The sequence below is a fragment of the Pseudomonas sp. SMV71 genome, assembly GCF_052042015.1.
Taxonomy (GTDB): domain Bacteria; phylum Pseudomonadota; class Gammaproteobacteria; order Pseudomonadales; family Pseudomonadaceae; genus Aquipseudomonas.
On the sequence record NZ_JBKGGU010000014.1, the window covers coordinates 130294 to 153321 of the forward strand.

A 23028-nucleotide genomic window follows, 5' to 3' on the forward strand; every position below is an offset into this window, starting at 1 on the left:
CGCTGATTACCCTGTGCGGGTGTTCAGGGCGTGTGCACCGCTCTGTTCTGCTGTTCGCGCTGGGCCACCCAGTGCTCGATCAATTCACGTAACTGCGACAGCTCTACCGGCTTGGCCATGTGCCCGTCCATACCTGCCTGGCGGGCGCGCTCCTTGTGCTCGGCAAGGATGTGCGCAGTGAGTGCTACTACCGGCGTACGGGTACGCTGGTTCCCGACTTCCCAGGCACGCAACTGCTGGGTCGCGGAGAATCCATCGAGGATCGGCATCTCGCAGTCCATCAGGACCAGGTCGTAACGCCGTTCCTTCATGGCCTTGAGGGCTTCTTCACCATTGCTGGCGGTATCGGGTTGCAGGTTGAGCTTGCCGAGCATGCCGCGGATGACCTTGGTGGAAATGCTGTTGTCTTCGGCCACCAGGATGCGGAAATCGCTGGGCACTTTCACCGGGGCGGGAGGCCCTGGATTGACCGGCGCGCTCGTCGCCTGGCCTTTGTTGCGCTGGTTCAGTTCGTCCGCCAGGGTGGTCTTGAGGGTGTAGCCGGCCACCGGCTTGGCGAGGATGCGCTTGACTCCGCTGTTGCGCGCCACGATCTTGCTCGGCGCGTTGCTGATGCCGGTCAGCATGATCAACAGGATGTCGTGGTTCAGGCTCGGGTCTTCCTTGATCTTGGCCGCCAGTTGCATGCCAGTCATACCCGGCATGTTCTGGTCCAACAGCACCACATCGAAATAATCCCGAAGGTGCGCCTTGGTGCGCAGCAGCGCCAGGGCTTCCTTGCCCGATGGCACGGCGCTGACGTTCAGGCCCCAGGCGCTGCATTGCTGCACCAGCACCTTGCGGCAGGTGTCGTTGTCATCGACGATCAATACCCGTGCGCCTTGCAGCGGTCCATCGAGATCGGCAGTCGGATGTTCGAGGCGGTCCGGGTCCAGCGGCAGGGTCAGCCAGAGGGTGCTGCCCTGGCTGCTGCCGCTTTTGATGCCGAACTCGCCGTGCATCAGGATGATCAACTGACGAGCGATCACCAGGCCCAGGTTGCCGCCCAGGCGGGTGGCAGAGAGGAAGTTCTTACTGTGCAGCTCGGCGTGCATCAGCGTGTCGCGTTCTTCCGCATCCATGGGCGTTCCACTGTCCTGCACGGCAATGCGCAGGCGCGGCTGGGTGCTGCGCTCGTCGAGGGCGACCACAATCAGCACTTCGCCCTCGTCGGTCTTTTTCAGGGCGTTTTCCAGCAGGCTCAGCAGCGCCTGGCGCAGGCGCGTCGGGTCGCCGCTGATCACCCGTGGCACCTGGGGCTGGATGAAGCTGATCAACTCGACGTTCTGCTGTTCGGCCTTGGCGCGGAAGATGCTCAGGCAATCCTCGATCAGTGCATTGAGATCGAACTGCACGTCGTCCAGTTCGATCTGCCCTGACTCGAGCCGGGAAATGTCGAGAATCTCATTGATCAGCGTCAGCAGCTCGTTGCCGGCGCTGTGGATGGTTTGCACATAGTCACGTTGCTTGACCGACAGCGGGGTGCCCAGCAACAGCTCGGTCATGCCCAGTACGCCGTTCATCGGGGTGCGGATCTCGTGGCTGATCTTGGCCAGGAATTCAGCCTTGGCGTTGATCTCGGCGTTGCTCGCCGCCAGGTCGCGGCTGATGCTGAAACGGCTTTCGTTGATCGAGCGCTGGCGCTCGCCCAGGGCGACACTCATCAACAGGCCACTGATGCAGATGAACACCAGCAGGGTGATGATCAAGCCCTGGGGCGGGACCTCCGTGAGCCCTTGCAGTGCCGGAAGAATGATCAGCGTGCCCAGGTTGAACACCACCATGGCGGCGACGAACAGCCGCGCCGGGCGGTAACCTTTCTGCCAATGCCAGGCGCTGACGAACAGCATGCTCAAGCCAGCCAGGGCCACCAGAGCGTAGGTCATGATGTTCAATGGCAGCGTGTTGACGAACAACAGCAACAGGCTGCACAGCATCACCAGGACAATGTCCCCCAGCAGCAGCCGGTTCAATGGGTGTGGCCCCAGTGGCGCGAAGAAGCGATAGGCGAACATCAGGCCGCAGGGCGCCGTAAGCAGCAAGGCCAGGTATGCGCCCGGAGTCTGGACCGCCGGCCAGTCGGGTAGCCAGGGCCCGGCAAGGTTCAAGAGCAGGATCAGGCTGAGCATCAGCAGCCCTTCGCAAGCCGCCAGCCACAGGCAACTGCGCGAACGGGTGTAGGCATAGCGGGTGAGGTTGTGCAGGATCAGCATGGCGATGCAGCCGAACAGCAGGCCGTAGATCAGCGTCTGGTTCTGATCGGCCGCCGCCATGATCGCCGGTTGCAGGGTGACGTAAGGGCGCAGTTCGTGACGCGATGCCAGTCGGACATAGACGTCCAGGGTTTTATCGCTGCGCGGTAGCGCCAGCATGAAGTCGCTGCTGGGCACGGGATGTTCGGAGCGTGGCAGTGCGTTACCGCTGATTTGCTGGTCGACCAGGGTGTCGCCGTCCAGCACGTAGAGGTTCAGGCGTGACAGGTCGGGGGCGAAGACGCGCAGGATCTGTTCATGTTCGTCGGGGGCCAGGCGAAAACGCAACCACAGCGCCCCGCCAGGTTCGGCTGGCTGGAGACGGTCAAGATCGATGGGGCTGAATTGATTGGTGTAGCGGGCAGAACGGATGTCGCTCAGCTTCAGGTCGCCCTGTTCGTCGAGCAATACCGCCCAGCCACTGCCTGGCGCGGCCTGGGCCGGGAGCATGCAGAGCAGCGTCAGCAGGGTGACGGTTAAGCCTATGGCAATCCTGAGCCAGCGCACGGCGAAATCCCTTCGTAGGTTGATGCCAGATTATAACTATGCGCGGCGCCGGAACAGTCAGGCAAGGGCCACAGACCCTTGCCTGGCTGAATGGCCGGGTTATTCCAGATTTTCGCCACGCTCACGGGCAATGGCGCGGTAGCCAATGTCCTTGCGGTAGAAGCAACCTTCCCAGTCGATCTCGGCGGCAAGCTTGTAGGCCTGTTGCTGAGCGGTGTCAACACTGCTGCCCATGGCAGTGGCGCAAAGCACACGACCGCCTGCGGTAACTACCTGACCGTCTTTCAGCGCGGTGCCCGCATGGAACACCTTGCCTTCGAGTCCAGCGGCGGCATCCAGGCCCCGGATAGCGCTGCCTTTGGCGTAGTCGCCCGGGTAACCACCGGCGGCCAGGACAACCCCGACGCTCGGACGCGGATCCCACTGGGCTTCGACCTTGTCCAGGGCCTGGGCCAGCGCGGCTTCGACCAGCAACACCAGGCTCGATTGCAGGCGCAGCATCACCGGTTGGGTCTCAGGATCGCCGAAACGGCAGTTGAATTCGATGACTTTTGGGTTACCAGCCTTGTCGATCATCAGACCAGCATAGAGGAAACCGGTGTAGACATTGCCTTCTTCGGCCATGCCGCGCACGGTCGGCCAGATCACCTGGTCCATGACGCGCTGGTGAACTTGGGCGGTGACCACCGGGGCAGGAGAGTATGCACCCATGCCACCGGTATTCGGGCCGCTGTCGCCGTCGCCGACGCGCTTGTGGTCCTGGCTGGTGGCCATCGGCAAGACGTTCTTGCCATCGACCATGACAATGAAGCTGGCTTCTTCGCCGTCGAGAAACTCTTCGATCACCACGCGCGATCCGGCGTCGCCGAAAGTATTGCCGGCCAACATGTCGCGCACGGCGTCCTCGGCTTCGGCCAGGGTCATGGCCACGATCACGCCTTTACCGGCGGCCAGGCCGTCGGCCTTGATCACGATCGGCGCGCCTTTCTCGCGCAGGTACGCCAGGGCCGGTTCGATTTCGGTGAAATTCTGGTAGTCGGCGGTTGGAATCTTGTGGCGCGCCAGGAAATCCTTGGTGAAGGCTTTCGAGCCTTCCAGTTGCGCGGCGCCGGCGGTCGGGCCGAAGCAGTCCAGGCCACGGGAACGGAACAGGTCGACGACACCGGCGACCAACGGCACTTCCGGACCGACGATGGTCAGCGCGACGTTCTGCTCGGCGAAGTCGGCCAGTTGCTCCAGGGCCAGCACGTCGATAGCCACGTTCTCGCACTTGGTTTCGATGGCGGTACCGGCATTGCCCGGCGCGACAAAAACCTTCTGCACGCGAGGATCCTGAGCCACTTTCCAGGCCAGGGCGTGTTCACGGCCACCGCTGCCAATGATCAAAACATTCATTTCAAAAACCTCGGATGACGCTGATTCTGTTCTGGAACCTAAAGCGCTTCACGCTGTAGGAGGTCGCAATGCAGTCGGTAGATGCAAGGCGGAGTCGACCTCGATGAGCGGAGTTGCCTTTTGGCAATGAGCATCATCGAGGTCGGCTCCAACGCAGCAGATGCCGGCTTCAGTGCGGCCGTTGTCCTGTTAGTGACGGAAGTGGCGCATGCCAGTAAATACCATGGCGATGCCGGCTTCGTCGGCGGCGGCGATCACTTCGTTGTCACGCATCGAACCACCCGGCTGGATCACCGCGGTAATTCCCACCTTGGCCGCGTTGTCGATGCCGTCGCGGAACGGGAAGAACGCATCGGAAGCCATGACCGCGCCCTGGACCTGCAAGCCGGCATGTTCGGCCTTGATCGCGGCGATACGGGCCGAGTTCACGCGGCTCATCTGGCCGGCGCCGACTCCGATGGTCTGGCGGTTCTTGGCGTAGACGATGGCGTTGGACTTGACGTACTTGGCGACTTTCCAGGCGAAGATCAGGTCGTTGATTTCCTGCTCGCTCGGGGCGCGCTGGGTCACCACTTTCAGATCTGCGCTGCCGATCATGCCGATATCACGGCTCTGGACCAGCAGGCCGCCATTGACACGCTTGTAGTCCCAGGCCGGCGCACGGTCAGCCGACCATTGACCGCAGGCCAGCAGGCGCACGTTGGCCTTGGCGGCGACGACGGCGCGGGCTTCTTCGCTGACCGAAGGGGCGATGATCACTTCGACGAACTGACGCTCGACGATGGCCTTGGCGGTCTCGGCGTCCAGTTCGCGGTTGAAGGCAATGATGCCGCCGAATGCCGATTCGGTGTCGGTGGCGTAGGCCAGTTCGTAGGCCTGGCGGATGCCGCCCTCGGCGTCCGGGCTCACGGCCACGCCGCACGGGTTGGCGTGCTTGACGATCACGCAGGCTGGCTTGACGAAGCTCTTGACGCATTCCAGCGCGGCGTCGGTGTCGGCGACGTTGTTGAACGACAGTTCCTTGCCTTGCAGCTGAGTGGCGGTGGCGATGCCGACTTCGGCCGGCTTGGCTTCCACGTAGAACGCCGCGCTCTGGTGCGGGTTCTCGCCGTAGCGCATTTCCTGGGCCTTGATGAACTGGGTGTTGAAGGTACGCGGGAACTCGCTGCGGCCTTCGGTGCTCAGGGTATCGGCAGCCTGGTTCACGGTGCCCATGTAGTTGGCAATCATGCCGTCGTAGGCGGCGGTGTGTTCGAAGGCCTTGAGCATCAGGTCGAAACGCTGGGCGTAGGTCAGGCCGCCGGCCTTGAGGTTTTCCAGGACGCTGGCGTAGTCGCTGGCGTTGACCACGATGGCCACGTCCTTGTGGTTCTTGGCCGCCGAGCGGACCATGGTCGGGCCACCGATGTCGATGTTCTCGATGGCGGTCGGCAGGTCGCAGCCTGGCTTGCTGATGGTGGCTTCGAACGGGTAGAGGTTGACCGCCACCAGGTCGATCGGCTTGATGCCGTGCTCGTTCATGATCGCGTCGTCGATGCCGCGACGACCGAGGATCCCACCATGGATTTTCGGGTGCAGGGTCTTGACCCGACCGTCCATCATTTCCGCAAAACCGGTGTAGTCCGCGACTTCCACCGCGGCGACGCCGTTGTCCTGCAGCAGCTTGAAGGTCCCGCCGGTGGAGAGGATCTCGACGCCCAGCTGTTGCAGCTCGCGGGCGAATTCGAGGATCCCGGTCTTGTCGGAGACGCTGATCAGGGCGCGGCGGATCGGCAGGCGGGTGGTCTGGTCGGTCATTTCAATTTCCATCAAAAGCAAGGGAAGTCAGCAAAAAAGGCGACCGTTTTTTACGCGGGCGCCTTTCTGGTTTGATTGAATGCTTACAGCAGATCGTACTGCTTGAGTTTCTTGCGCAGGGTGCCGCGGTTCAGGCCCAGCAGCTCACTGGCCTTGGTCTGGTTGCCCTTGACGTAGTTCATCACGCTTTCGAGCAGAGGCGCCTCGACTTCCGAAAGCACCAGGTTGTACACATCCGTGACGGCAGCGCCCTCAAGGTGGGCGAAATAATTGTGCAGCGCCTTCTCGACGCTCCCGCGAAGGGTCTGACCTTCTTCGCTGGGCGTATTGAGGTGCTGTTTCAAATTCACGTTGTCGCTCACGGGTGTTGTTCCACTCACTAAAGTCTCGGTCATCATCGTCATGCGGCCACCCCTTCGTCCCCTGTCAGGCTCTTGTAACGTTCAGCGAAAAAGGCCTGAACGTCGGCGCATTGTGCTTGTGTACCATCCAAACGATTGAAACGGGCGCGAAACTCCCTGGCGCCCGGCAGGGTTGCGAGATACCAGCCCACATGCTTGCGAGCGATGCGTACACCCATGACTTCTCCGTAGAAGGCATGCAGCGCGGCCAGATGCTCCAGCAGAATTCGTTCCACCTCGGACAATTGCGGCGCAGCGAGCTTTTCGCCGGTGCGCAGGAAGTGTTCGATCTCACGAAAAATCCATGGCCGCCCCTGGGCGGCCCGGCCGATCAACAGGCCATCGGCACCGGTCGCGTCCAGCACGTACCGGGCTTTCTCAGGCGAGTCGACGTCGCCGTTGGCAAAGACTGGAATCGACACCGCCTGCTTGATCGCGGCGATGGTGTCGTACTCGGTTTCGCCGGTGTACAGGTCGGCACGGGTGCGGCCGTGCACCGCCAACGCCGTGATGCCTGCCTGTTCGGCGATCTTTGCCACCGTCAGGCCGTTCTTGTTCTCCCGGTCCCACCCGGTGCGGATCTTCAGGGTCACCGGCACATCGACCGCGGCGACGACCGCCTGCAGGATCTCGGTAACCAGTGCTTCATCCTTCAACAGTGCCGAGCCTGCGGCTTTGTTGCAGACCTTCTTCGCCGGGCAGCCCATGTTGATGTCGATAATCTGCGCGCCCAACGCCACGTTGGCCCGGGCCGCCTCCGCCAGCATCTGCGCGTCACCACCGGCGATCTGCACCGAGCGCGGCTCGGGATCGCCTTCGTGGATCATGCGCAGACGCGATTTGCGGGTGTTCCACAAACTCATGTCGCTGGTGACCATTTCCGAAACCACGAGCCCGGCGCCCAGTCGCTTGCAAAGCTGACGAAAGGGCTGGTCGGTGACGCCCGCCATCGGGGCGAGAACCAGACCGTTGTGCAATGTGTATGGGCCGATGCGTACCGCCGACATAGGACTTCCCTGAAGTGGGGCCGGATCATGAGACTTCGAAAAAGGGTTGGCATGATACCCGCTCTCGATGACTGGATAAAGGTCGAATTGGATAAAATCTGAACAGCTATTTTGTTATCGCCAGCGGTTTGGTCTGGCTGGGTCGAGCCAGAAAGTTGCCGCCAATCGGCCGGCCCTGGCGGGCTTCATTCGGGGGAATGGAAGCTCAGGCTGTAGTTGACGGCCTTGGGACCGGGATCCAGGATATCCAGCGCAATGTGGATCGGGGTCTGGGGCGGCATTTCGCCGCGCCCTTCGAGGTCGCCCCCCAGGTATTCCCCTGGCTTGAAGCGACGGCTGGCGATCAGGTGGCCGTTGAGGTCGGCAAAGCGCAATTCCAGCAGCGGAAAGGGTTGGGAGAAGGGCGCCCGGTTGTAGATGATCGCATCCACTACCAACGCCCCGCTGAACTCCGGATGGCTGCGCACCACCAGGTTGCTGCTCTTGATCTTGCTGATCTCGACCTTGGACGGCACGTCGCAACCCAGGGTCGGGCAGATTTGCAGGAACCAGGGACGGTACTGGTCCTGGCGCGCCAGTTCTTCAAAGTGATAGGCAATATATTGACCGCCCAGGGCCGCCGCGGCGAGCAGTACCAGCAGTCCCCACAGCAGGCGCCGGCCCCATGGCGAGCGGCGTTTGCGCCAGTCCAGTTGCAGCGGGTCGTCGTCCAGGTCGTGAAGGGCTTCGGCGCGGATCCCTGGTTCCTGCCGTTCCCGTGCCTTGCGCAACGGCGCCACAGGGGCGGGTTCGTCGTCGCGATCCAGGTCGTCGGTCGCGGACAGTCGTTCGAGGTGTTCCTCGGGCTCGTCGTCCGGCGCCAGGTGCAGCGGGGCGACCGGTTCGTCCTCCGGCTCCAGCGGCTCGAGGGCCAGGGACACGGACGGCTCGGTTCGTGGTGGCCGGGCCGGCTCATGGGGCTCGAACGGTTCGACCGAGATTTGCAGTGCGGCTTCGGCGCGCTCGCTGGGGGATTCGCTGTACAGGCTATCGGGCCAGTCCTGTTGCTCCTCGGTATGCGCATCGCGTTGCGCGCTCAGGTTGTCTTCGCGGCGCCGGCCGGTATTGCCCGGCGCACGCTGGTCGCGCCGTTCCAGGCGAGCCAGTTCCTTGTCCAGGTCATCGAGGTCCAGTTCGGCGGCCGACCATTGTTTCTGGCTGATCGCCCGAGGCGGCGCGTCGGCGGCTGGCTTGGGAGGAGGCGCCACTGGGACCACGGCCTGATTGGCGGTGCGTTTTTCCAGCAGCTGGCGTGCGGCGTTGAACACCTGCAGGCACGAGCCGCAACGAACCACCCCGCGGGCCACGCTCAGTTGGGCATGGCTGACGCGAAAACTGGTGTGGCAATGCGGACACTGGGTGACGAAGCTGTCGGTCATGCGGCAATCCGGTCTAGACAGGCGGCCATTCTAGCGCCGACGCCCGGTGATGCGCACCCAGCCATCGCGATTGGCAATTGGGTCCAGGTCAAAGTCTGCGGCATAGGCGGCGGCGACCTCTTCGCCCTGTTCGGCGAGGATGCCCGACAACGCCAGGCGTCCGCCCGGCTTGACCAGGCTCGACAGCTGCGGCGCCAGGGAGACCAGCGGGCCGGCCAGGATATTGGCCACCAGCACGTCGGCCTGGACCTGTGGCAGATCCTGCGGCAGGTAGAGTGGAAACAGTTGCGCGGCGATATTGTTGCGCCCGGCGTTGTCGCGGGACGCCTCCAGGGCCTGGACATCGATGTCGGTGCCGACCGCTTCCTTGGCACCCAGCAGCAACGCGGCAATCGCCAGGATCCCCGAGCCACAGCCGAAATCCAGGACTTTGCAGCCCTTCAGGTCCTGGCTGTCGAGCCACTCCAGGCACAGTGCGGTGGTCGGGTGGGTGCCGGTGCCGAACGCCAGGCCCGGATCGAGCAGCAGGTTTACCGCGTCCGGCTGTGGCGCAGCGTGCCAGCTGGGGACGATCCACAGGCGCTGGCCGAAGCGCATCGGCTGGAAGTTATCCATCCAGCTGCGTTCCCAATCCTGGTCTTCGATCACTTCGCTGTGATGCTCTGGCAGCGGGCTGCCGGTCAGCAGCTCAAGGTGGGCGAGCACGCTGGCCGCCTCGGTGCCGCCTTCGAACAACGCCAGCAGGTGGGTGTGCGACCACAACGGCGTGGTGTTGAGTTCCGGCTCGAAGATCGGCTGGTCTTCGGCGTCCATGAAGGTTACCGATACGGCGCCTACTTCAAGAAACGCGTCTTCATAGGTTTCGGCTTGTTCCGGGCTGATGGCCAGGCGTACTTGCAGCCAAGGCATGGCGGGCACCTTTGGAAAAAATACAGGGGGCAGCGCACGGCTGCGAAGGCGCGCAGTGTACGCCAGGTCGAGGTCAATGTGGATAAGCGAGTCTCGGCCGTGCGGGCGGGTGTTTCGATATATATATGTATGGCAAGGGCATGTCGGGCGGCGAATAAGGTGCGGGTCCAAACCACACGGAGCAATGTGATGGACAACACTGCCGAACGGCAAAGCAATAGGAATGACGGGCCACCGGTCCCGTTTGCACAGGGAACAACGACACAGGCAGTCCTGGAGCGACTGGATCGATGGCAAACGTTCATCGACACGCGACTGCAAGCCCAGATGACCTTGCTGCAAGTGCTGGAAGAATACCTGTTGGTCGAGCTGCGGACCCGCTATTTGCAGGGCAACATCGACCTGCATTTTATCGACACCCTGGTCGACACGGTGCTGCGCCGGATGATCGACCAGCAACTGCCGGTCGCCGACGAAGAGCTGGACGCGCCTTACCGCTGGCCGGAAGGGGCGGATCGGGGTTTTCCGACCGAGCGCCAGGACACCATCGCTCAGGTGGTGGAGGGTGCCGCCGCCGGCTTTATCAATCACTACAAAGACTACTTGCGCCGCTATTGGGCACTGGCCGAGCCCGATCCTGCCCTCGAGGGGGTCATCAGCCAGCGGCTCGGTGATCATCAGGCGCGGCTCGACAGGTTGTTCCTGCCCCAGCAGCTGGCCGGGCTCGAGGTCGAGGAACTGCGGGAACGAATCGAGTCTTTCCAGGATGCCTGGCGCCGGATGGGTTCATTGACTGCATTGGCATCCCCTCAGGAGCGACAGGACCTGGAGGCGACGGCGCGCAAGCAACTGCCTGAATGGCTACGGCACTTGGATGAAGCGCAGCTTCGATCGCTGAAGGCGTATCAAGGCGAGACTGCCCAGGCACAGGCGCTACTGGACGGGTTGCTCGACGGCCTCGGTTCGTTGCAGGCCTTTGCCCGAAGCCTGGGCAAGGATTACGTCAGGCGTGAGCTGGACATGGAAGTGGAACCCGACGCCATTCGCGTGCAGGTGAAGTGGCTCAGCGTATCTGGGCAGCCGCTGCGAACGTATAGCTTGAGCGAGTTGCTTGCATCCGGGCCGCTGCGCCCGGACGCGGTATCGGTGTTCCTGGTGGAAAACGGCGCCATGTTGCGCAACCAGCCCTTGTCGGCGGATTTCATCTCCACGACGCTGGCGCAGGTCGATGCTCCTGCCGGGTACCGGTCGGCGCTGTTCGAACGCTATGAGCGGGCGGATCTGAGGGACGCCTTGCTTGACTGGTTCGCGGCGCGGTTGCGGCAGAGTGCGTTCATTGCCCGCTGTGCCGGTCATCTGAAGACGAGCAACCATGATGCGCTCACGACCCTGTGGGACCCGCAGGCGTCAGCCGTTCTGAAAGTCGCCGGGCTGCTCCTTCCCAACAGCCTCAGGTGTGCCGAGTTGTTGCTGTTCTACCGCGATGACCTGCAAGGCGATCTATTGCTGTACGCACCGGACAAACCTGATGGCCAGGAGTGGGTCGAGCTGCCCTCGCTGAGGGCGGTCAGTGCGCAGTTGGGGGCATGGGTCGAGGACGAAGCCGGTCGCGAGTATTTGCTGCAGCAGCTTTCCCCCGCCGATCGCTCGGTGGCTCTGGAGTATTTTGCCGGCGTTGCGCAGAAGCCGACTTCATGGGACCTGGAGCAGGATTTGCGCAGCACCGCGCCGGACCTGCGAGCCGTCCTTGAAACCGCCGTGGCGATGGGCCTGGCCAATAACCTGGCGCTGGTCGAGCGCGAGCAATCGCCTCGCTGGTATGCGGCGCTGCCGCTCGAATCGCGACAGATCATCAGTAGCCTGAATCAGGAAATCCAGGTTCATCAGCACGTTTTCGATGAGCGCATGGGCGGCTACGAAGTGTTCATGGACTTTGCCAAGCGCACGGTCGCCCAGGCCATCGCGCCGTACATGCTGAGCAAGGGCGTGGCGGAGCCGGTCGATCCCGCCACGGTGCTGATCGACTACACGCCGGGGCTGGCCGGGGGGACGTCCAGGGTGGCCAATCTGCTGGAGCTGGCGATCCATGGCTACGATGACAACTGGGGAATCGAGCATCCGGGGAAAGGTGTGCGCTCATCGGTTGGCCAGGATTTGGGGGATGTCCGCAGTGCCGATCTGGCGCTGTACATTCGTCGTGCTTTCCTGGGCGAGGCGTATGTCCGACGGGTTCGCGCGCAATTCCTGGATACCCAGGCGCCGGACTACCCCAAGCGCCGCCTCGCCTTGCGCAATCTGTTGCTGGCTCGGATGGACCGCGACTTGCGTATTGCCAAGGCCCGCTCGCAGGTGGATGACCAGGCCTTCTGGTGGCTGACCCGGCAAGTCTCGCTGCTGGGCGATTCGCTCCCGGGCGATACGCTACTGGCGAGGGGGGCGGGCTATCCCGACGCGGTGGTGCAGCGCGAAGGATTGGTCCGATTTACCGTCGGCGGGCATGTCGTAACGGGCGTCTATGTGTTCAGCTACTTCGAACCGAAGGCCTTCTATTGGCTGTACAGCCCCGACGCTCCGGACGGCGTCATGTTCCGCAGATACCAGGATTTTTCAGGGGCCGTTGCAGCCCGGCTGCGCGACTATGTGCTGGGCCGAGTCGCACTCTCGGCCCGTGCCGCGGTGACCCGTTCGTTGGCCGCGCTGGCAACGGCGTCCACGCGTGTCGATACCTTGCGGGAGTCCAATCGTGTGAGCGACATCCGGACTGAGTTCGATGCCAGCATCGAGCGCGCTGTCGCCGATGTACAGGACATCACCCAGAGTCAGGTCGAAGTGATACAGAATCAAGTCATCAAGGGCCTGCTGTTCGTGGCCGTGCCTGTGTGCATGGTGTACCCGCCGTTTGCCTTGCTGTTGGATGTGGCCGTTATTGCCGTCAGCGCCGGGCAGGCGAGCGAGGCCCATGTGCAGGGCGACACTGATCGTGCACTCGCCCATTGGCTGATGGGATCCTGGGGCGCTCTGTTCGCAGTGCTCGGTGCAGCGGGTATCGCCGGTTTGCTGGGAGGAGCCGTCAGACGCTTGAAGCGTGTGGTGCGCCCCTCGTCATTGTCTGCCCGGCATTTGCGGGCCGGGGCCTCGACGACGGCGAAAGAAGCGGGGCCATCGATCCAGCCCTTGCGGTTCAATCCGAAACAGGCGGTCCGCACCCCCCCCGAGCACCTGCAGCCGGTGACCGGAGACGGCATTTTCCACGGCACCTTCCTCAGCCCGGCCAGCGCCACGCAGCCGCGCAACCTTTACTATCTGCGCAGTAACGGTCGGTATTATCAGGTCAGGAAGGATCCTTACTTCGGCGGCTTGTGCCTGGTGGATGCGCGCCGCCCCGACGCCTTGTACAAATTGCCCATACGCAGGATGGCGAATGGCAAATGGACGCACAATGTGGTCGGCCTGCCCGGTGGCAATGGGCAGATGCTCAACCTCGGGCGGTTGAGCGACCTGAGGGAGGCTTTTCCCGGGCATGTTTTTCCGGACGTGGCCAGGGGCGCGCTGCAGGGTGAGGCGGTGGTAGCCAGGTTCAGCGAGGCGGTGTCCGATAACTATCTGTTCTCGCTGAATGCACAGACCTGTGTGATTGCTTCCTTGTACAACCCGACCACCCGCGTCGGAGCGGTCATCCATTTCGATCACAACATCCGGCCGCTCATCGAGCGCAGTGTCCGGGACGTGACGCAACGCCTGGGAGGTGCGGGCAAGGACATTCGCGTCACTCTGGTGGGCGGGGACTGGCTCACGGGCGCCGACATCGGCGGGCGAGTCCGTTCGATAATGAGGCGCCAGGGACTGGAGCCGGTCTGGGACCATTGGTCGTACTCGTCCTGCTTCGGTAACACCTATGGCGTTGCGCTGGACCTGCGCAGTGGCGTCACTTCGGTGTTCAAGACGTCGCGCGGTCAGGTGGAGCGCTACTACATTCCGGTGCTGGCGAGGGCCAAGAACAGCACTGACCCGGTGTCGGTGCGGGCGCGTGGTTTCATGGCGCGGGTGCGCGGCGAACCGCTGATTGCCGATGCCCATGGTGTCGTCCACACCTCCCAGGGCAGGCCGGCAACGGCGGCGCAAATCGAAGCGCAGGCGCTGCCGACGGTGGCGTTGAGCTGAACCTGAATGCCAGGCAAAAAAAGACCCCGGCCAATGGACGGGGTCTTTTTACATCACTTGGAGATCAAGCCTGCTCAGCCAGCTTGTGTTCCAGGTAATGGATGTTGACGCCGCCTTCGCAGAAGCCTTTGTCGCGGGTCAGGTCGCGGTGCAGCGGGATGTTGGTCTTGATCCCGTCCACCACGATTTCGTCCAGCGCATTGCGCATGCGCGCCATGGCTTCGTCACGGGTTGCCCCGTAGGTGATCAGCTTGCCGATCAACGAGTCGTAGTTCGGCGGGACTGCATAACCGCTGTACAGATGCGAATCGACGCGAACGCCATTGCCGCCCGGGGCATGGAAATGCTTGACCGTGCCTGGACTTGGCATGAAGGTTTTCGGGTCTTCGGCGTTGATCCGGCATTCCAGCGCGTGACCGCGGATGACCACGTCATCCTGGGTGAACGACAGCTTGTTGCCGGCGGCGATGCTGAGCATCTCCTTGACGATGTCGATACCGGTGACCATCTCCGAAACCGGGTGCTCCACCTGAACACGGGTGTTCATTTCGATGAAGTAGAAACGACCGTTCTCGTAGAGGAACTCGAAGGTGCCGGCGCCACGGTAGCCGATGTCGATACAGGCCTTGACGCAGCGTGCCAGGACTTCCTGGCGAGCCTTCTCGTCGATGCCCGGGGCCGGTGCTTCTTCGAGGACCTTCTGGTGACGACGTTGCAGCGAGCAGTCGCGGTCGCCCAGGTGAATGGCGTGGCCCTGGCCGTCGGACAGCACCTGCACTTCGACGTGACGTGGGTTGGTGAGGAATTTTTCCAGGTAGACCATCGGGTTGCCGAACGCCGCGCCTGCTTCGGAGCGGGTCAGTTTCGCCGAGGAAATCAGGTCTTCTTCCTTGTGCACCACGCGCATGCCGCGACCACCGCCGCCGCCGGCGGCCTTGATGATCACCGGATAACCGACTTCGCGACCGATGCGCAGGGCGGTTTCCTCGTCTTCAGGCAGCGGGCCGTCGGAGCCCGGAACGGTCGGTACGCCGGCGGCGATCATGGCGTGCTTGGCCGAAACCTTGTCGCCCATCAGGCGGATGGTTTCGGCTTTCGGGCCGATGAAGGCAAAACCGGAGTTCTCGACCTGTTCGGCGAAGTCGGCGTTTTCCGCCAGGAAGCCGTAGCCCGGGTGAATGGCGGTAGCGCCGGTCACTTCGGCAGCGGCGATGATCGCCGGGATATGCAGGTAAGAGTGCGCAGCCGAGGCCGGACCAATGCAGACGGACTCGTCTGCCAGGCCCAGGTGCATCAATTCCTTGTCGGCCTTGGAGTAAACGGCGACGGTCTTGATGCCCATCTCTTTGCACGCACGCAGGATTCGCAGGGCGATCTCACCGCGGTTAGCGATCAGGACTTTTTCCAGCTTCGCAGTCATCGAAGGCTCTCCGCGGTTCAAACGATGGTGAACAGCGGTTGGTCGAACTCAACCGGCTGGCCGTCTTCAACGAGGATGGACTCGATCACACCGCTGGTTTCAGCTTCGATGTGGTTCATCATCTTCATGGCTTCGACGATGCACAGGGTGTCGCCTTTCTTCACGGTCTGGCCCACTTCAACGAAGGACGGCGAGGACGGGGAAGATTTGCGATAGAAGGTACCGACCATAGGCGAGCGAGCGACGGTGCCATTGAGCGCTGGTGCGGCGGCTGCGGCTGGAGCCGCTGCAGCGGCAGCCACAGGTGCGGCGGGAGCCGGTGCGGCAGCCGGGGCCTGCATCGGAGCCGGTGCATAGAACTGCTGGGCCGGGGCTTTGCTGTGGCGGCTGATACGTACGGACTCTTCGCCTTCCTTGATCTCGAGTTCGTCGATGCCGGACTCTTCCAGCAATTCGATCAATTTCTTAACTTTACGGATATCCATGAATCATCAACTCCCAAGGGTCGGTCAGGGGCGTTCAACGCTTGTTGTTCAAGCTGTTGCCGGTCTTTCAAGCTGCTCCAGGGCGGCCTCCAGGGCCAGTCGGTAACCGCTGGCGCCAAGGCCGCAGATCACTCCCACCGCTACGTCGGAGAAGTAGGAGTGATGGCGGAAACGTTCGCGCTTGTGCACGTTGGACAAATGCACTTCGATGAATGGGATGCTCACCGCCAGCAGCGCGTCACGTAATGCGACACTTGTATGTGTAAAAGCTGCGGGATTGATCAGAATGAAGTCCACGCCTTCGCCACGCGCGGCATGGATGCGGTCGATCAATTCGTACTCGGCGTTGCTTTGCAGATAGAGCAGGTGATGGCCGGCGGCGCGGGCCCGCTGCTCCAGGTCCTGATTGATCTGCGCCAGCGTCACGGCGCCGTAGACGCCCGGTTCACGGGTGCCGAGCAGGTTCAGGTTAGGTCCGTGCAGGACCAATAGGGTCGCCATCTGCTGTTCCTTTGTTATCTGTGAGCAGGTGTCAGAGCCCGGCGACTATGCCGCAAAGGCTTGATGACTGTCCAGTTCTCGGCAATAGCCAGCACGATGAGCGATGTTTGCGCGAAACTTGTGACTATGGTTCCAGATCCGGTCACCCAGTCCTGTATAGCTGACCCTGGGATTTGTTGACCGAGTACATATCCATTGCTGCGGTAACGGCTACTTATGGTTCCGCTCTTACAGCGGGTCACTTTTGATAAGGCGCCAAAAGTAACCAAAAGCGCCTCGCCCCACCACTGGGCACCTCGCCGAGGCTCGGTGTTCCCTCACTCCGGCATTGCTCCGTGGGCCCGCCGCGAAGGACCATCCATGGTCCAGCGCGGCTATCCCGGCATCCATGCCGGGATGCCCACTGCGCAACGCCTGCGTTCGGCCCTTGTGGTTAATGGGGCGCCTAAGATCAAAAGCCAAAGCCAAAGCCAAAGCCAAAGCCAAAGCCAAAGCCAAAGCCAAAGCGAGGCGGTCTGGTGGCCGGCTTGACTCTTCCGGTCGTGACACAATTCAATTGTGGGAGCGGGCTTGCTCGCGAAGGCGGCCTCACGGCTGGCCTGTTTGTTTCGGTTGTACCTAGATCCAAATGTGGGAGCAAAGCTTGCTCGCGAGACTGCCCGACAGACGCCCTATCGCTCCCGGTCGTACCCGATCCAATTGTGGGAGCGAGCCTGCTCGCGATGTGGCCTCACAGTCGCTCTATCTCTCAACTCCCAGAACTTGATCGCAAATAAATAGCCACAGGTGTGTACTCATCGCCATTGGCATGTCGATAGAGGGTATTGCTGTGGTAGTCATAGATTTCTTTATCAACCACCACAGTAACCGTCTCTCCCTGCACATCGACGGTTATGGACTCATCCCGGGTGACGAGGAACGGCGTTGCGGTTTTCAATTCTGAAAGGATGTCGCTGTCGGCAGTCAGGGATCGATAAACGTAGTACCGATAACTGAAGGGCACCGTCGCGCCGCCACCGTCATCCTTAACGCCATAGATAAAGGCGTTGTGAGTCAGGGGAGTTCGAAGGACCACCTCTGTCAGTTGAGGCGTATTGCGAGAGAAGAAACATAACCAACTGACGTAAGCCAGCGCGAGAACAAGCAATACGCAGATGACCACGAGAGGGCTGGGCCTGTTAGTAGTTTCTGAATTTGGCATACCTTATCCCCTCCTTGATCCACCGCTGATCCATTGGATCGTCACCGAACGGGGCTCGTCCCCACCATGTGCCAAATTCTGCCGTGGTTGTTCCTGCTCGACTCTGAGCCAGACCGGCTGCCCTTAAAAGCACATCTTCACTGAAACCGGCTGCGGTTCCGGTGGCGCCGTAGTGAAAATTTCCGAAGGCTTCGTATTCTGCGGATAATTCCAAGGTCCGCGATTTCTGACTTGGGTATAGAACCAGGAATAGATAAACGCCGATCCAGCTTTCAAGACATTTTTCTTATGAAACGCCACGGCCATATTTTCTTCGACAGAAACGCCGGGCGGAGAGGTAGGTACGCGCATCGGTTGCTCCCCATATTTTTCGCGCTAGGGATAGCAACCTAGCACCAAGATAACCGCTCAAGAGCAGCAGAGAAGTTTCCCACGCACATCTCAGAGCCGTCCTTCATCTAGATGTAGGTATTTCCGGCAGCTTCAGGCGTTTCAATAAACAACCAATGCTCACACCCGAAACGCCTGCACCGCCGTATGCAACCTGCCACCGAGCACCAGCAGGTTGTCGCCCTGTTCCCGGCCCTGGCCGATACGCAGCAGGTTGTCACCGCCCAGTTGGTGGATCCGTTCGCTGTGATCGCGGATTTCGCTGACGGCGCCGCTTTGTTGCGCGGTGACGTCGGCGATGCGTACTGCGGTGTCGGCGATGGTCTGGATGGCGCCGACGATTTCGTCCAATGCGCCGTCGGCCGCTTGTGCCTGGCTGGCGGTGGCTTCGGCGTGTTCGACCTGGGCGCTCATGCCGTCTACCGATTGGCGGGCGGCCAGTTGCAGGCGGGCGATCAGGGCTTGGATCTCGGCGGTGGCGCCGGCGGTGCGTTGGGCCAGGGAGCGGACTTCTTCGGCTACCACCGCGAAACCCCGGCCCATTTCCCCGGCGCGGGCGGCTTCGATGGCGGCGTTCAGGGCCAGCAGGTTGGTCTGGTCGGCAATCGAGCGGATCACCGTCAGCACGCCGCCGATGGTGGCCGACTCTTCGGCCAGTTGTTCGATCATTTGCGCGTTGCCTTGCACTTCTCCCACCAGGGCATGCAGGCCGGTCAGGCTCAGACCGATGACTTTCTGCCCTTGTTCCACGGCCTGGCCGGCGCTGCGGCTGGCGTCGGCGGCCTGGCTGGCATCGCCGGCGACCTGTTGGATAGTCGCCTCCAGTTCGCTGAGAGAGTCACGGATCAGCGCCGTGTCGCTGGCCTGATCCTCTGCACCACCGTGCAATTCGCCGCTGAGGTCGGCCAGGGTCCGGCTGCTGTCGGCGACCTGTTCGGCGTTCACCCGGATGGTGCCCACCAGGTCCACCAGGTAAGCCCTCAGCCGATTGAGCGAGGCCTGGATATCTTGCAGCTCGCGGTTGCTGGCGCCGACGTGGATGTCATGGCTGAAGTCGCCTTCGGCCCAGGTCGACAGGGCCGGCGCCAGGTGCGTCAGGGTGCGGGCCAGGCGCCGCTGCAAGGTGTCGATCAGCAGCGCGATCAGCAGGATCAGGCCGATCATCAGGCCTTGGATCAACCGGACCTCTGCCTGGATCTGTCCATGCTGGGCCCGTACCGCCGGTTCCATGGCATCGATCGCCTGTTGTACATCGGCAGTCTTCAGGTGCGTGGCGTTGCTCAGTTCGGTGCGTTTCTGGATCAGCATGCGGGTACGCGCCAGCTCGGCGGGGTAGCGTCCCAGCAGGCTGTTGAGCTCGCGCTTGAGTGCGACACCGGCGTCTTCGGCGACGGCCTTTTCCTCGGTTTGCAGACCCATCAGCGCGGCAAAATCATCGCCAGCGGTTTCGCTGCTGGCCGTAACGCCGAGCAGCGGCAGGCCGTCGATGTGCTCGGCCTGGGTGCGGATGCTGGCCAGTTCCCGCTCCACATCGGCGGCCAGTTCGCTGCGACCGCTGCTGACCAGTTTGTCCCGCGCCAGGGACAACCGGCCCAGGTGCTGCGACGCTTCGAACAACGGCGGCAGGTAAGCCTGGGCGCCGTTGGCGTAGCGAGCAAGCTGGTCGAGGCTGGCGCTCAACTCACGTTCGGCCTGTAAGAGCAGGGCTTGGGGGTCACCGGCCAATTTGCCGGCAGCCAACAGATCGGTTTTGCTGAATTCGTCCAGGTTGGACAGGCTCGGGCGCAGGGTTTTGGCCAGCTCCGGCGGGAACTGGTCAAGTTCCTTTTGCAGGGTTTCCAGGGCCTGGGTGGCCGCGCTCAGTCGCAAGGCATCGCCGCTGCCCAGGTAGTCCTCGACGTTGCGCGCCACCTCGCCCTGGAACTGCCGCGACAGGCCCAGGTAGCGCTCCATCAGCAGATAAGGCCGCTCCAGGGCGATCTGCGACCACCACAGCGTGGCTCCCAGGCCCAGGCACACGGCGACTAGAAGGAGGGTATTGAGATTGGTCAGCAGCTTCAGGCGCATCGAGTGTCTACCACGGGCAGAATCGTAAGTGCCTGAATTTATTGCGCTTGGGTTACAGGTTTATGACCGAATCGGTCGATTCCGATGAAAAAGTGGCACTTTGCTTTGATTGCCGGGCGCTCTGCACGCGGTTACGTCCGGCGTGCTTGGCGCGGTACAAGGCTTCGTCCGCCTGGCTGGCCATCATCAGGCTGTCGCTGTCCTCGCTCATTTCCACCACGCCGGCGCTGAAGGTGCACCACAAGTCGTGGGGCTGGGCCGGATAGTGGATCTCGGCAAAGCGTTGGCGGATTTCATCCAGCACCTTGCAGGCCGCCTCGATATCGGTGTCGGGCATGACGATGGCGAATTCCTCGCCCCCATAACGGCCGATGAAATCGGTCTTGCGCAGGCGCTGCTTGAGAAACAGCGCCAGGCTCTTGATCACCCGGTCGCCCATGGGGTGGCCGTGGCTGTCATTGACCCGTTTGAAATGGTCGATGTCGAGCATGGCAAAGCTCAGCGGCTTGCCCTCGCGGCGCGCACGGAAGCTGCAATCTTCCAGCAGTTGCAGGATGTGGGTGTGGTTGTACAGACCGGTCAGGCTGTCGCGCACCATTCGCGCCTTGAGGTTGCGGGCCCGCGCCGCGCGGTTGCGCACGGTGGTGATCAGGTGGCGGGGCTTGATCGGTTTGGTCAGGAAGTCATCGCCGCCTTCGCTCATGGCGTCGAGCTGTTTGTCCAGGTCGTCTTCGGCGGACAGGTAAATGATCGGCACACTGACGTAGCGGTCGTTGTGGCGGATGACTTTGGCCAGCTCGGTGCCGGTGCAGGCCGGCATGTACATATCGAGGATGATCAGGTCCGGCTGGAAATCCGCCAGCTCGGCCATGGCCTGGATCGGCTCGATCAGCGTACGGGTGACGATGCCGGCACTGTTTAGCAGGCGTTCGGTGTGCAAGGCCTGGGCGCGGGAGTCGTCGATGATCAGCACTTTGTAAGGTTCGTACTGGGCAACGCAGGTCAGCACTTCGATCTTTTCCAGCAGGCTCGACGCTTCGAGGGTGCCGGTGAGGAACTCCTGCCCGCCAGCGCGTACGGCTGCAAGACGCGTCGGCGTGTCGGTTTCCAGCAGGCTGAAAAACAACAATGGCAACGGCTGTTCCAGGCCTTCCTGGGCTTCGGCCGCCAGTTTCAGGCCCGCGCCGGGGCCGCTGAAGTCCACGTCCATGACAATCGCCGCGGGCAGGCGCTCGACCATTGAGGCTCGGAAGGCTGCGACACTGTTCAACGCCTGGGCACTGAGACCGAAAAATTCCAGCTGTTTGGCCAGGCGCTCGGCGCGGTCGTGGTCTTGCAACAGCACGTAGATGGGTTTGCGCAGCGGTGGCAGGAAGGTCTGTTCGAGCTGGTCGCCGTGGCGCAGGCCGGTGCGGGACAAGCGTTGCATCAGTCGATTGATTTCAGTGATCAGCTGGCTGCTCAGACGCCCGCGGTTGGCATCCACCGCTTGCAGCGACTGGCTGATGCCCTGGGCAAGCTGCGAATGCTCGGGTTGTTCAAAGCGTTCGGCAAAGCGCAGCAGACGCAAATTGGCTTCGCTGAGCTCCGACAGGTCGGTGCTTGACCATTCACTGCGTTGCAGGCGCTGCCAGATCTCCAGGATCTGACGAGCCTGATGAATTACCCGCTGGGCAAAGTGGTGCTTGAGGCGCTCACGGCTGGGGTCTTCTGGCTCGGTCATATCCTGACTACTAGTTAGGGTGCATGCTGAGATCGACTGGTGGCTCTATGCTAGCACCTCTTTTCATTCCCATGAGTGTCATACGTCAATAATCTGCCCTGGCGTGAAATTCAGTTTGTGACCCGCCAGTCTCATAGGCCGATGGCAACGCTTCCTTTATAGTGGCTGTCCGATTCTCCTGTCGCGACCGGCATGATGGGCGCCGCATTATCGCGCGCCAGGGCAGGCACGATGACGTAGGGTTGTGGTCGAACCGTGAACTCAAGTGATTGAAGGGACATCACCATGCTGGACTGGAAAAACCGCGCGGGCAGCGCGCCCGAACGTGCCGCCGAACCGAAATCGGACACCCGCAGCTACCTGGGTGGGCTGTTTTTCAGCCGGGCGCTGGCCACGCTGATCGGCTTGTACCTGCTGGTCACCATCGCCATCGGCTGGTACTGGAGCCAGGAACCCGCGTTGTTCCCGGTGCAGCAGACGGCCCAGGCCGCCGCTGAAAAGGATGGCCGGCAAATGGTGGTGGGCTACACCACCGTCGAAACCCTCAAGAACGTGGCCGGGACCCTGCTGACCAAGCCGGGCGGCTACATTTCCAACGACCGCTTCCCGCCGGGCCTGTGGATGGACAACATGCCGAGCTGGGAATACGGCGTGCTGGTGCAGGTCCGCGACTTGAGCCGCGCTTTGCGCAAGGATTTCGCCCGCTCCCAGTCCCAGTCCGCCGAAGATGCCGACCTGGCCAAGGCCGAGCCGCGCTTCAACTTCGATAACCGCAGCTGGGTGCTGCCTTCCAGTGAGTCGGAGTACCAGGAAGGCATCAATTCCCTGAGCCGCTACCAGGCACGCCTGTCCGATCCTGGTCAGAAAAGCGCGCTGTTCTACGCCCGGGCCGACAACCTGAACAACTGGCTGGGCGATGTGGGTACGCGCCTGGGTTCGCTGTCCCAGCGCCTGTCGGCCAGCGTCGGTCGGGTCAAGCTCAACACCGCGCTGAAAACCGAGATCCCGGCGCCGGGCCAGGTGCCGCAGGTGGATGAAGAGGTGGTCGAGACCCCATGGTTGCAGATCGATAACGTGTTCTATGAAGCTCGTGGCCAGGCCTGGGCGCTGTCGCACCTGTTGCGCGCCATCGAAGTGGATTTCGCCGACGTGCTGGCGAAAAAGAACGCCACGGTCAGCGTGCGGCAGATCATTCGTGAGCTGGAAGCCTCCCAGGAACCGGTCTGGAGCCCGATGATCCTCAACGGCAGCGGCTTCGGTGTCCTGGCGAACCACTCGCTGGTCATGGCCAACTACATTTCCCGGGCCAACGCGGCGGTCATCGACTTGCGGCAGTTACTCAACCAGGGCTGATC

Annotated in this window: 17 protein-coding genes; 2 read left to right on the plus strand and 15 right to left on the minus strand. The window is 62.2% G+C overall.

All coding sequences use genetic code 11. From position 1 onward, the window contains the following. Window positions 1-23: 23 nt before the first annotated feature. The 7 genes from ACLEJQ_RS16330 to prmA all read right to left on the minus strand — a co-directional run bounded on the left by ACLEJQ_RS16330 (window position 24) and on the right by prmA (window position 9725). Window positions 24-2798 (minus strand): response regulator, encoded by a 2775-nt coding sequence (locus ACLEJQ_RS16330; RefSeq protein WP_440796575.1) that lies wholly within the window; start codon window positions 2796-2798, stop codon window positions 24-26. A 99-nt stretch (window positions 2799-2897) separates the two neighbouring features. After that, window positions 2898-4193, minus strand: coding sequence for a phosphoribosylamine--glycine ligase (gene purD, locus ACLEJQ_RS16335; RefSeq protein ID WP_440796576.1), 1296 nt, complete (start codon window positions 4191-4193; stop codon window positions 2898-2900). A gap of 189 nt (window positions 4194-4382) precedes the next feature. Then, on the minus strand, window positions 4383-5990 hold the full coding sequence (gene purH / locus ACLEJQ_RS16340; protein ID WP_440796577.1) for a bifunctional phosphoribosylaminoimidazolecarboxamide formyltransferase/IMP cyclohydrolase: 1608 nt from the start codon (window positions 5988-5990) through the stop codon (window positions 4383-4385). A gap of 83 nt (window positions 5991-6073) precedes the next feature. Then, window positions 6074-6394: a DNA-binding transcriptional regulator Fis gene (fis, locus tag ACLEJQ_RS16345; protein WP_003186237.1), complete on the minus strand. Its 321-nt coding sequence runs from the start codon at window positions 6392-6394 to the stop codon at window positions 6074-6076. Beyond that, on the minus strand, window positions 6391-7398 hold the full coding sequence (dusB, locus tag ACLEJQ_RS16350) for a tRNA dihydrouridine synthase DusB (protein ID WP_440796578.1): 1008 nt from the start codon (window positions 7396-7398) through the stop codon (window positions 6391-6393). The genes fis and dusB overlap by 4 nt, the downstream gene beginning before the upstream one ends. 185 nt (window positions 7399-7583) lie before the next feature. Next, a complete protein-coding gene (locus ACLEJQ_RS16355) occupies window positions 7584-8816 on the minus strand; it encodes a DUF3426 domain-containing protein (protein ID WP_440796579.1) in 1233 nt (410 codons plus the stop codon). Window positions 8817-8846: 30 nt separating this feature from the next. Next, complete coding sequence (gene prmA / locus ACLEJQ_RS16360; protein ID WP_440796580.1) at window positions 8847-9725, minus strand: 50S ribosomal protein L11 methyltransferase; 879 nt, start codon at window positions 9723-9725, stop codon at window positions 8847-8849. Between the two features lie 189 nt (window positions 9726-9914). Between prmA and ACLEJQ_RS16365 the strand changes: the two genes are divergently transcribed. Beyond that, complete coding sequence (locus ACLEJQ_RS16365) at window positions 9915-13886, plus strand: type III effector 1 (protein WP_440796581.1); 3972 nt, start codon at window positions 9915-9917, stop codon at window positions 13884-13886. 64 nt (window positions 13887-13950) lie between these two features. Here the strand turns inward: ACLEJQ_RS16365 and accC are convergent, their stop codons facing one another. The 8 genes from accC to gcbA form a co-directional block, all read right to left on the minus strand. Next, a complete protein-coding gene (gene accC / locus ACLEJQ_RS16370; protein ID WP_440796582.1) occupies window positions 13951-15306 on the minus strand; it encodes an acetyl-CoA carboxylase biotin carboxylase subunit in 1356 nt (451 codons plus the stop codon). A 17-nt stretch (window positions 15307-15323) separates the two neighbouring features. Next, window positions 15324-15791, minus strand: coding sequence for an acetyl-CoA carboxylase biotin carboxyl carrier protein (gene accB / locus ACLEJQ_RS16375; RefSeq protein ID WP_440796583.1), 468 nt, complete (start codon window positions 15789-15791; stop codon window positions 15324-15326). 48 nt (window positions 15792-15839) lie between these two features. Then, a complete protein-coding gene (aroQ, locus tag ACLEJQ_RS16380; RefSeq protein WP_440796584.1) occupies window positions 15840-16292 on the minus strand; it encodes a type II 3-dehydroquinate dehydratase in 453 nt (150 codons plus the stop codon). 748 nt (window positions 16293-17040) lie between these two features. Beyond that, on the minus strand, window positions 17041-17493 hold the full coding sequence (locus ACLEJQ_RS16385) for a hypothetical protein (RefSeq protein ID WP_440796585.1): 453 nt from the start codon (window positions 17491-17493) through the stop codon (window positions 17041-17043). Then, the gene (locus ACLEJQ_RS16390; RefSeq protein WP_440796586.1) at window positions 17471-17707 is read right to left on the minus strand and encodes a polymorphic toxin type 44 domain-containing protein; all 237 of its coding nucleotides are present in this window, start codon (window positions 17705-17707) and stop codon (window positions 17471-17473) included. Before ACLEJQ_RS16390 ends, ACLEJQ_RS16385 begins: the two co-directional genes overlap by 23 nt. Beyond that, the gene (locus ACLEJQ_RS16395) at window positions 17617-17844 is read right to left on the minus strand and encodes a hypothetical protein (protein WP_440796629.1); all 228 of its coding nucleotides are present in this window, start codon (window positions 17842-17844) and stop codon (window positions 17617-17619) included. Before ACLEJQ_RS16395 ends, ACLEJQ_RS16390 begins: the two co-directional genes overlap by 91 nt. Before the next feature lie 159 nt (window positions 17845-18003). Continuing rightward, complete coding sequence (locus ACLEJQ_RS16400) at window positions 18004-19950, minus strand: methyl-accepting chemotaxis protein (protein ID WP_440796587.1); 1947 nt, start codon at window positions 19948-19950, stop codon at window positions 18004-18006. A 52-nt stretch (window positions 19951-20002) separates the two neighbouring features. Next, entirely contained in the window at window positions 20003-21673 is a 1671-nt protein-coding gene (gcbA, locus tag ACLEJQ_RS16405) for a diguanylate cyclase GcbA (protein ID WP_440796588.1), read from the minus strand. Between the two features lie 285 nt (window positions 21674-21958). Between gcbA and ACLEJQ_RS16410 the strand changes: the two genes are divergently transcribed. Beyond that, window positions 21959-23026, plus strand: coding sequence for a DUF2333 family protein (locus ACLEJQ_RS16410; RefSeq protein WP_440796589.1), 1068 nt, complete (start codon window positions 21959-21961; stop codon window positions 23024-23026). Window positions 23027-23028 lie beyond the last annotated feature (2 nt).

Excerpts from the sequence above, each read along its gene's own strand:
- purD (WP_440796576.1), bottom strand. The coding sequence starts at position 4,193 with ATGAATGTTTTGATCATTGGCAGCGGTGGCCGTGAACACGCCCTGGCC.
- purH (WP_440796577.1), bottom strand. The coding sequence starts at position 5,990 with ATGACCGACCAGACCACCCGCCTGCCGATCCGCCGCGCCCTGATCAGC.
- fis (WP_003186237.1), bottom strand. The coding sequence starts at position 6,394 with ATGACGATGATGACCGAGACTTTAGTGAGTGGAACAACACCCGTGAGC.
- dusB (WP_440796578.1), bottom strand. The coding sequence starts at position 7,398 with ATGTCGGCGGTACGCATCGGCCCATACACATTGCACAACGGTCTGGTT.
- ACLEJQ_RS16355 (WP_440796579.1), bottom strand. The coding sequence starts at position 8,816 with ATGACCGACAGCTTCGTCACCCAGTGTCCGCATTGCCACACCAGTTTT.
- prmA (WP_440796580.1), bottom strand. The coding sequence starts at position 9,725 with ATGCCTTGGCTGCAAGTACGCCTGGCCATCAGCCCGGAACAAGCCGAA.
- ACLEJQ_RS16365 (WP_440796581.1), top strand. The coding sequence starts at position 9,915 with ATGGACAACACTGCCGAACGGCAAAGCAATAGGAATGACGGGCCACCG.
- accC (WP_440796582.1), bottom strand. The coding sequence starts at position 15,306 with ATGACTGCGAAGCTGGAAAAAGTCCTGATCGCTAACCGCGGTGAGATC.
- accB (WP_440796583.1), bottom strand. The coding sequence starts at position 15,791 with ATGGATATCCGTAAAGTTAAGAAATTGATCGAATTGCTGGAAGAGTCC.
- aroQ (WP_440796584.1), bottom strand. The coding sequence starts at position 16,292 with ATGGCGACCCTATTGGTCCTGCACGGACCTAACCTGAACCTGCTCGGC.
- ACLEJQ_RS16385 (WP_440796585.1), bottom strand. The coding sequence starts at position 17,493 with ATGCCAAATTCAGAAACTACTAACAGGCCCAGCCCTCTCGTGGTCATC.
- ACLEJQ_RS16395 (WP_440796629.1), bottom strand. The coding sequence starts at position 17,844 with ATGCGCGTACCTACCTCTCCGCCCGGCGTTTCTGTCGAAGAAAATATG.
- ACLEJQ_RS16400 (WP_440796587.1), bottom strand. The coding sequence starts at position 19,950 with ATGCGCCTGAAGCTGCTGACCAATCTCAATACCCTCCTTCTAGTCGCC.
- gcbA (WP_440796588.1), bottom strand. The coding sequence starts at position 21,673 with ATGACCGAGCCAGAAGACCCCAGCCGTGAGCGCCTCAAGCACCACTTT.
- ACLEJQ_RS16410 (WP_440796589.1), top strand. The coding sequence starts at position 21,959 with ATGCTGGACTGGAAAAACCGCGCGGGCAGCGCGCCCGAACGTGCCGCC.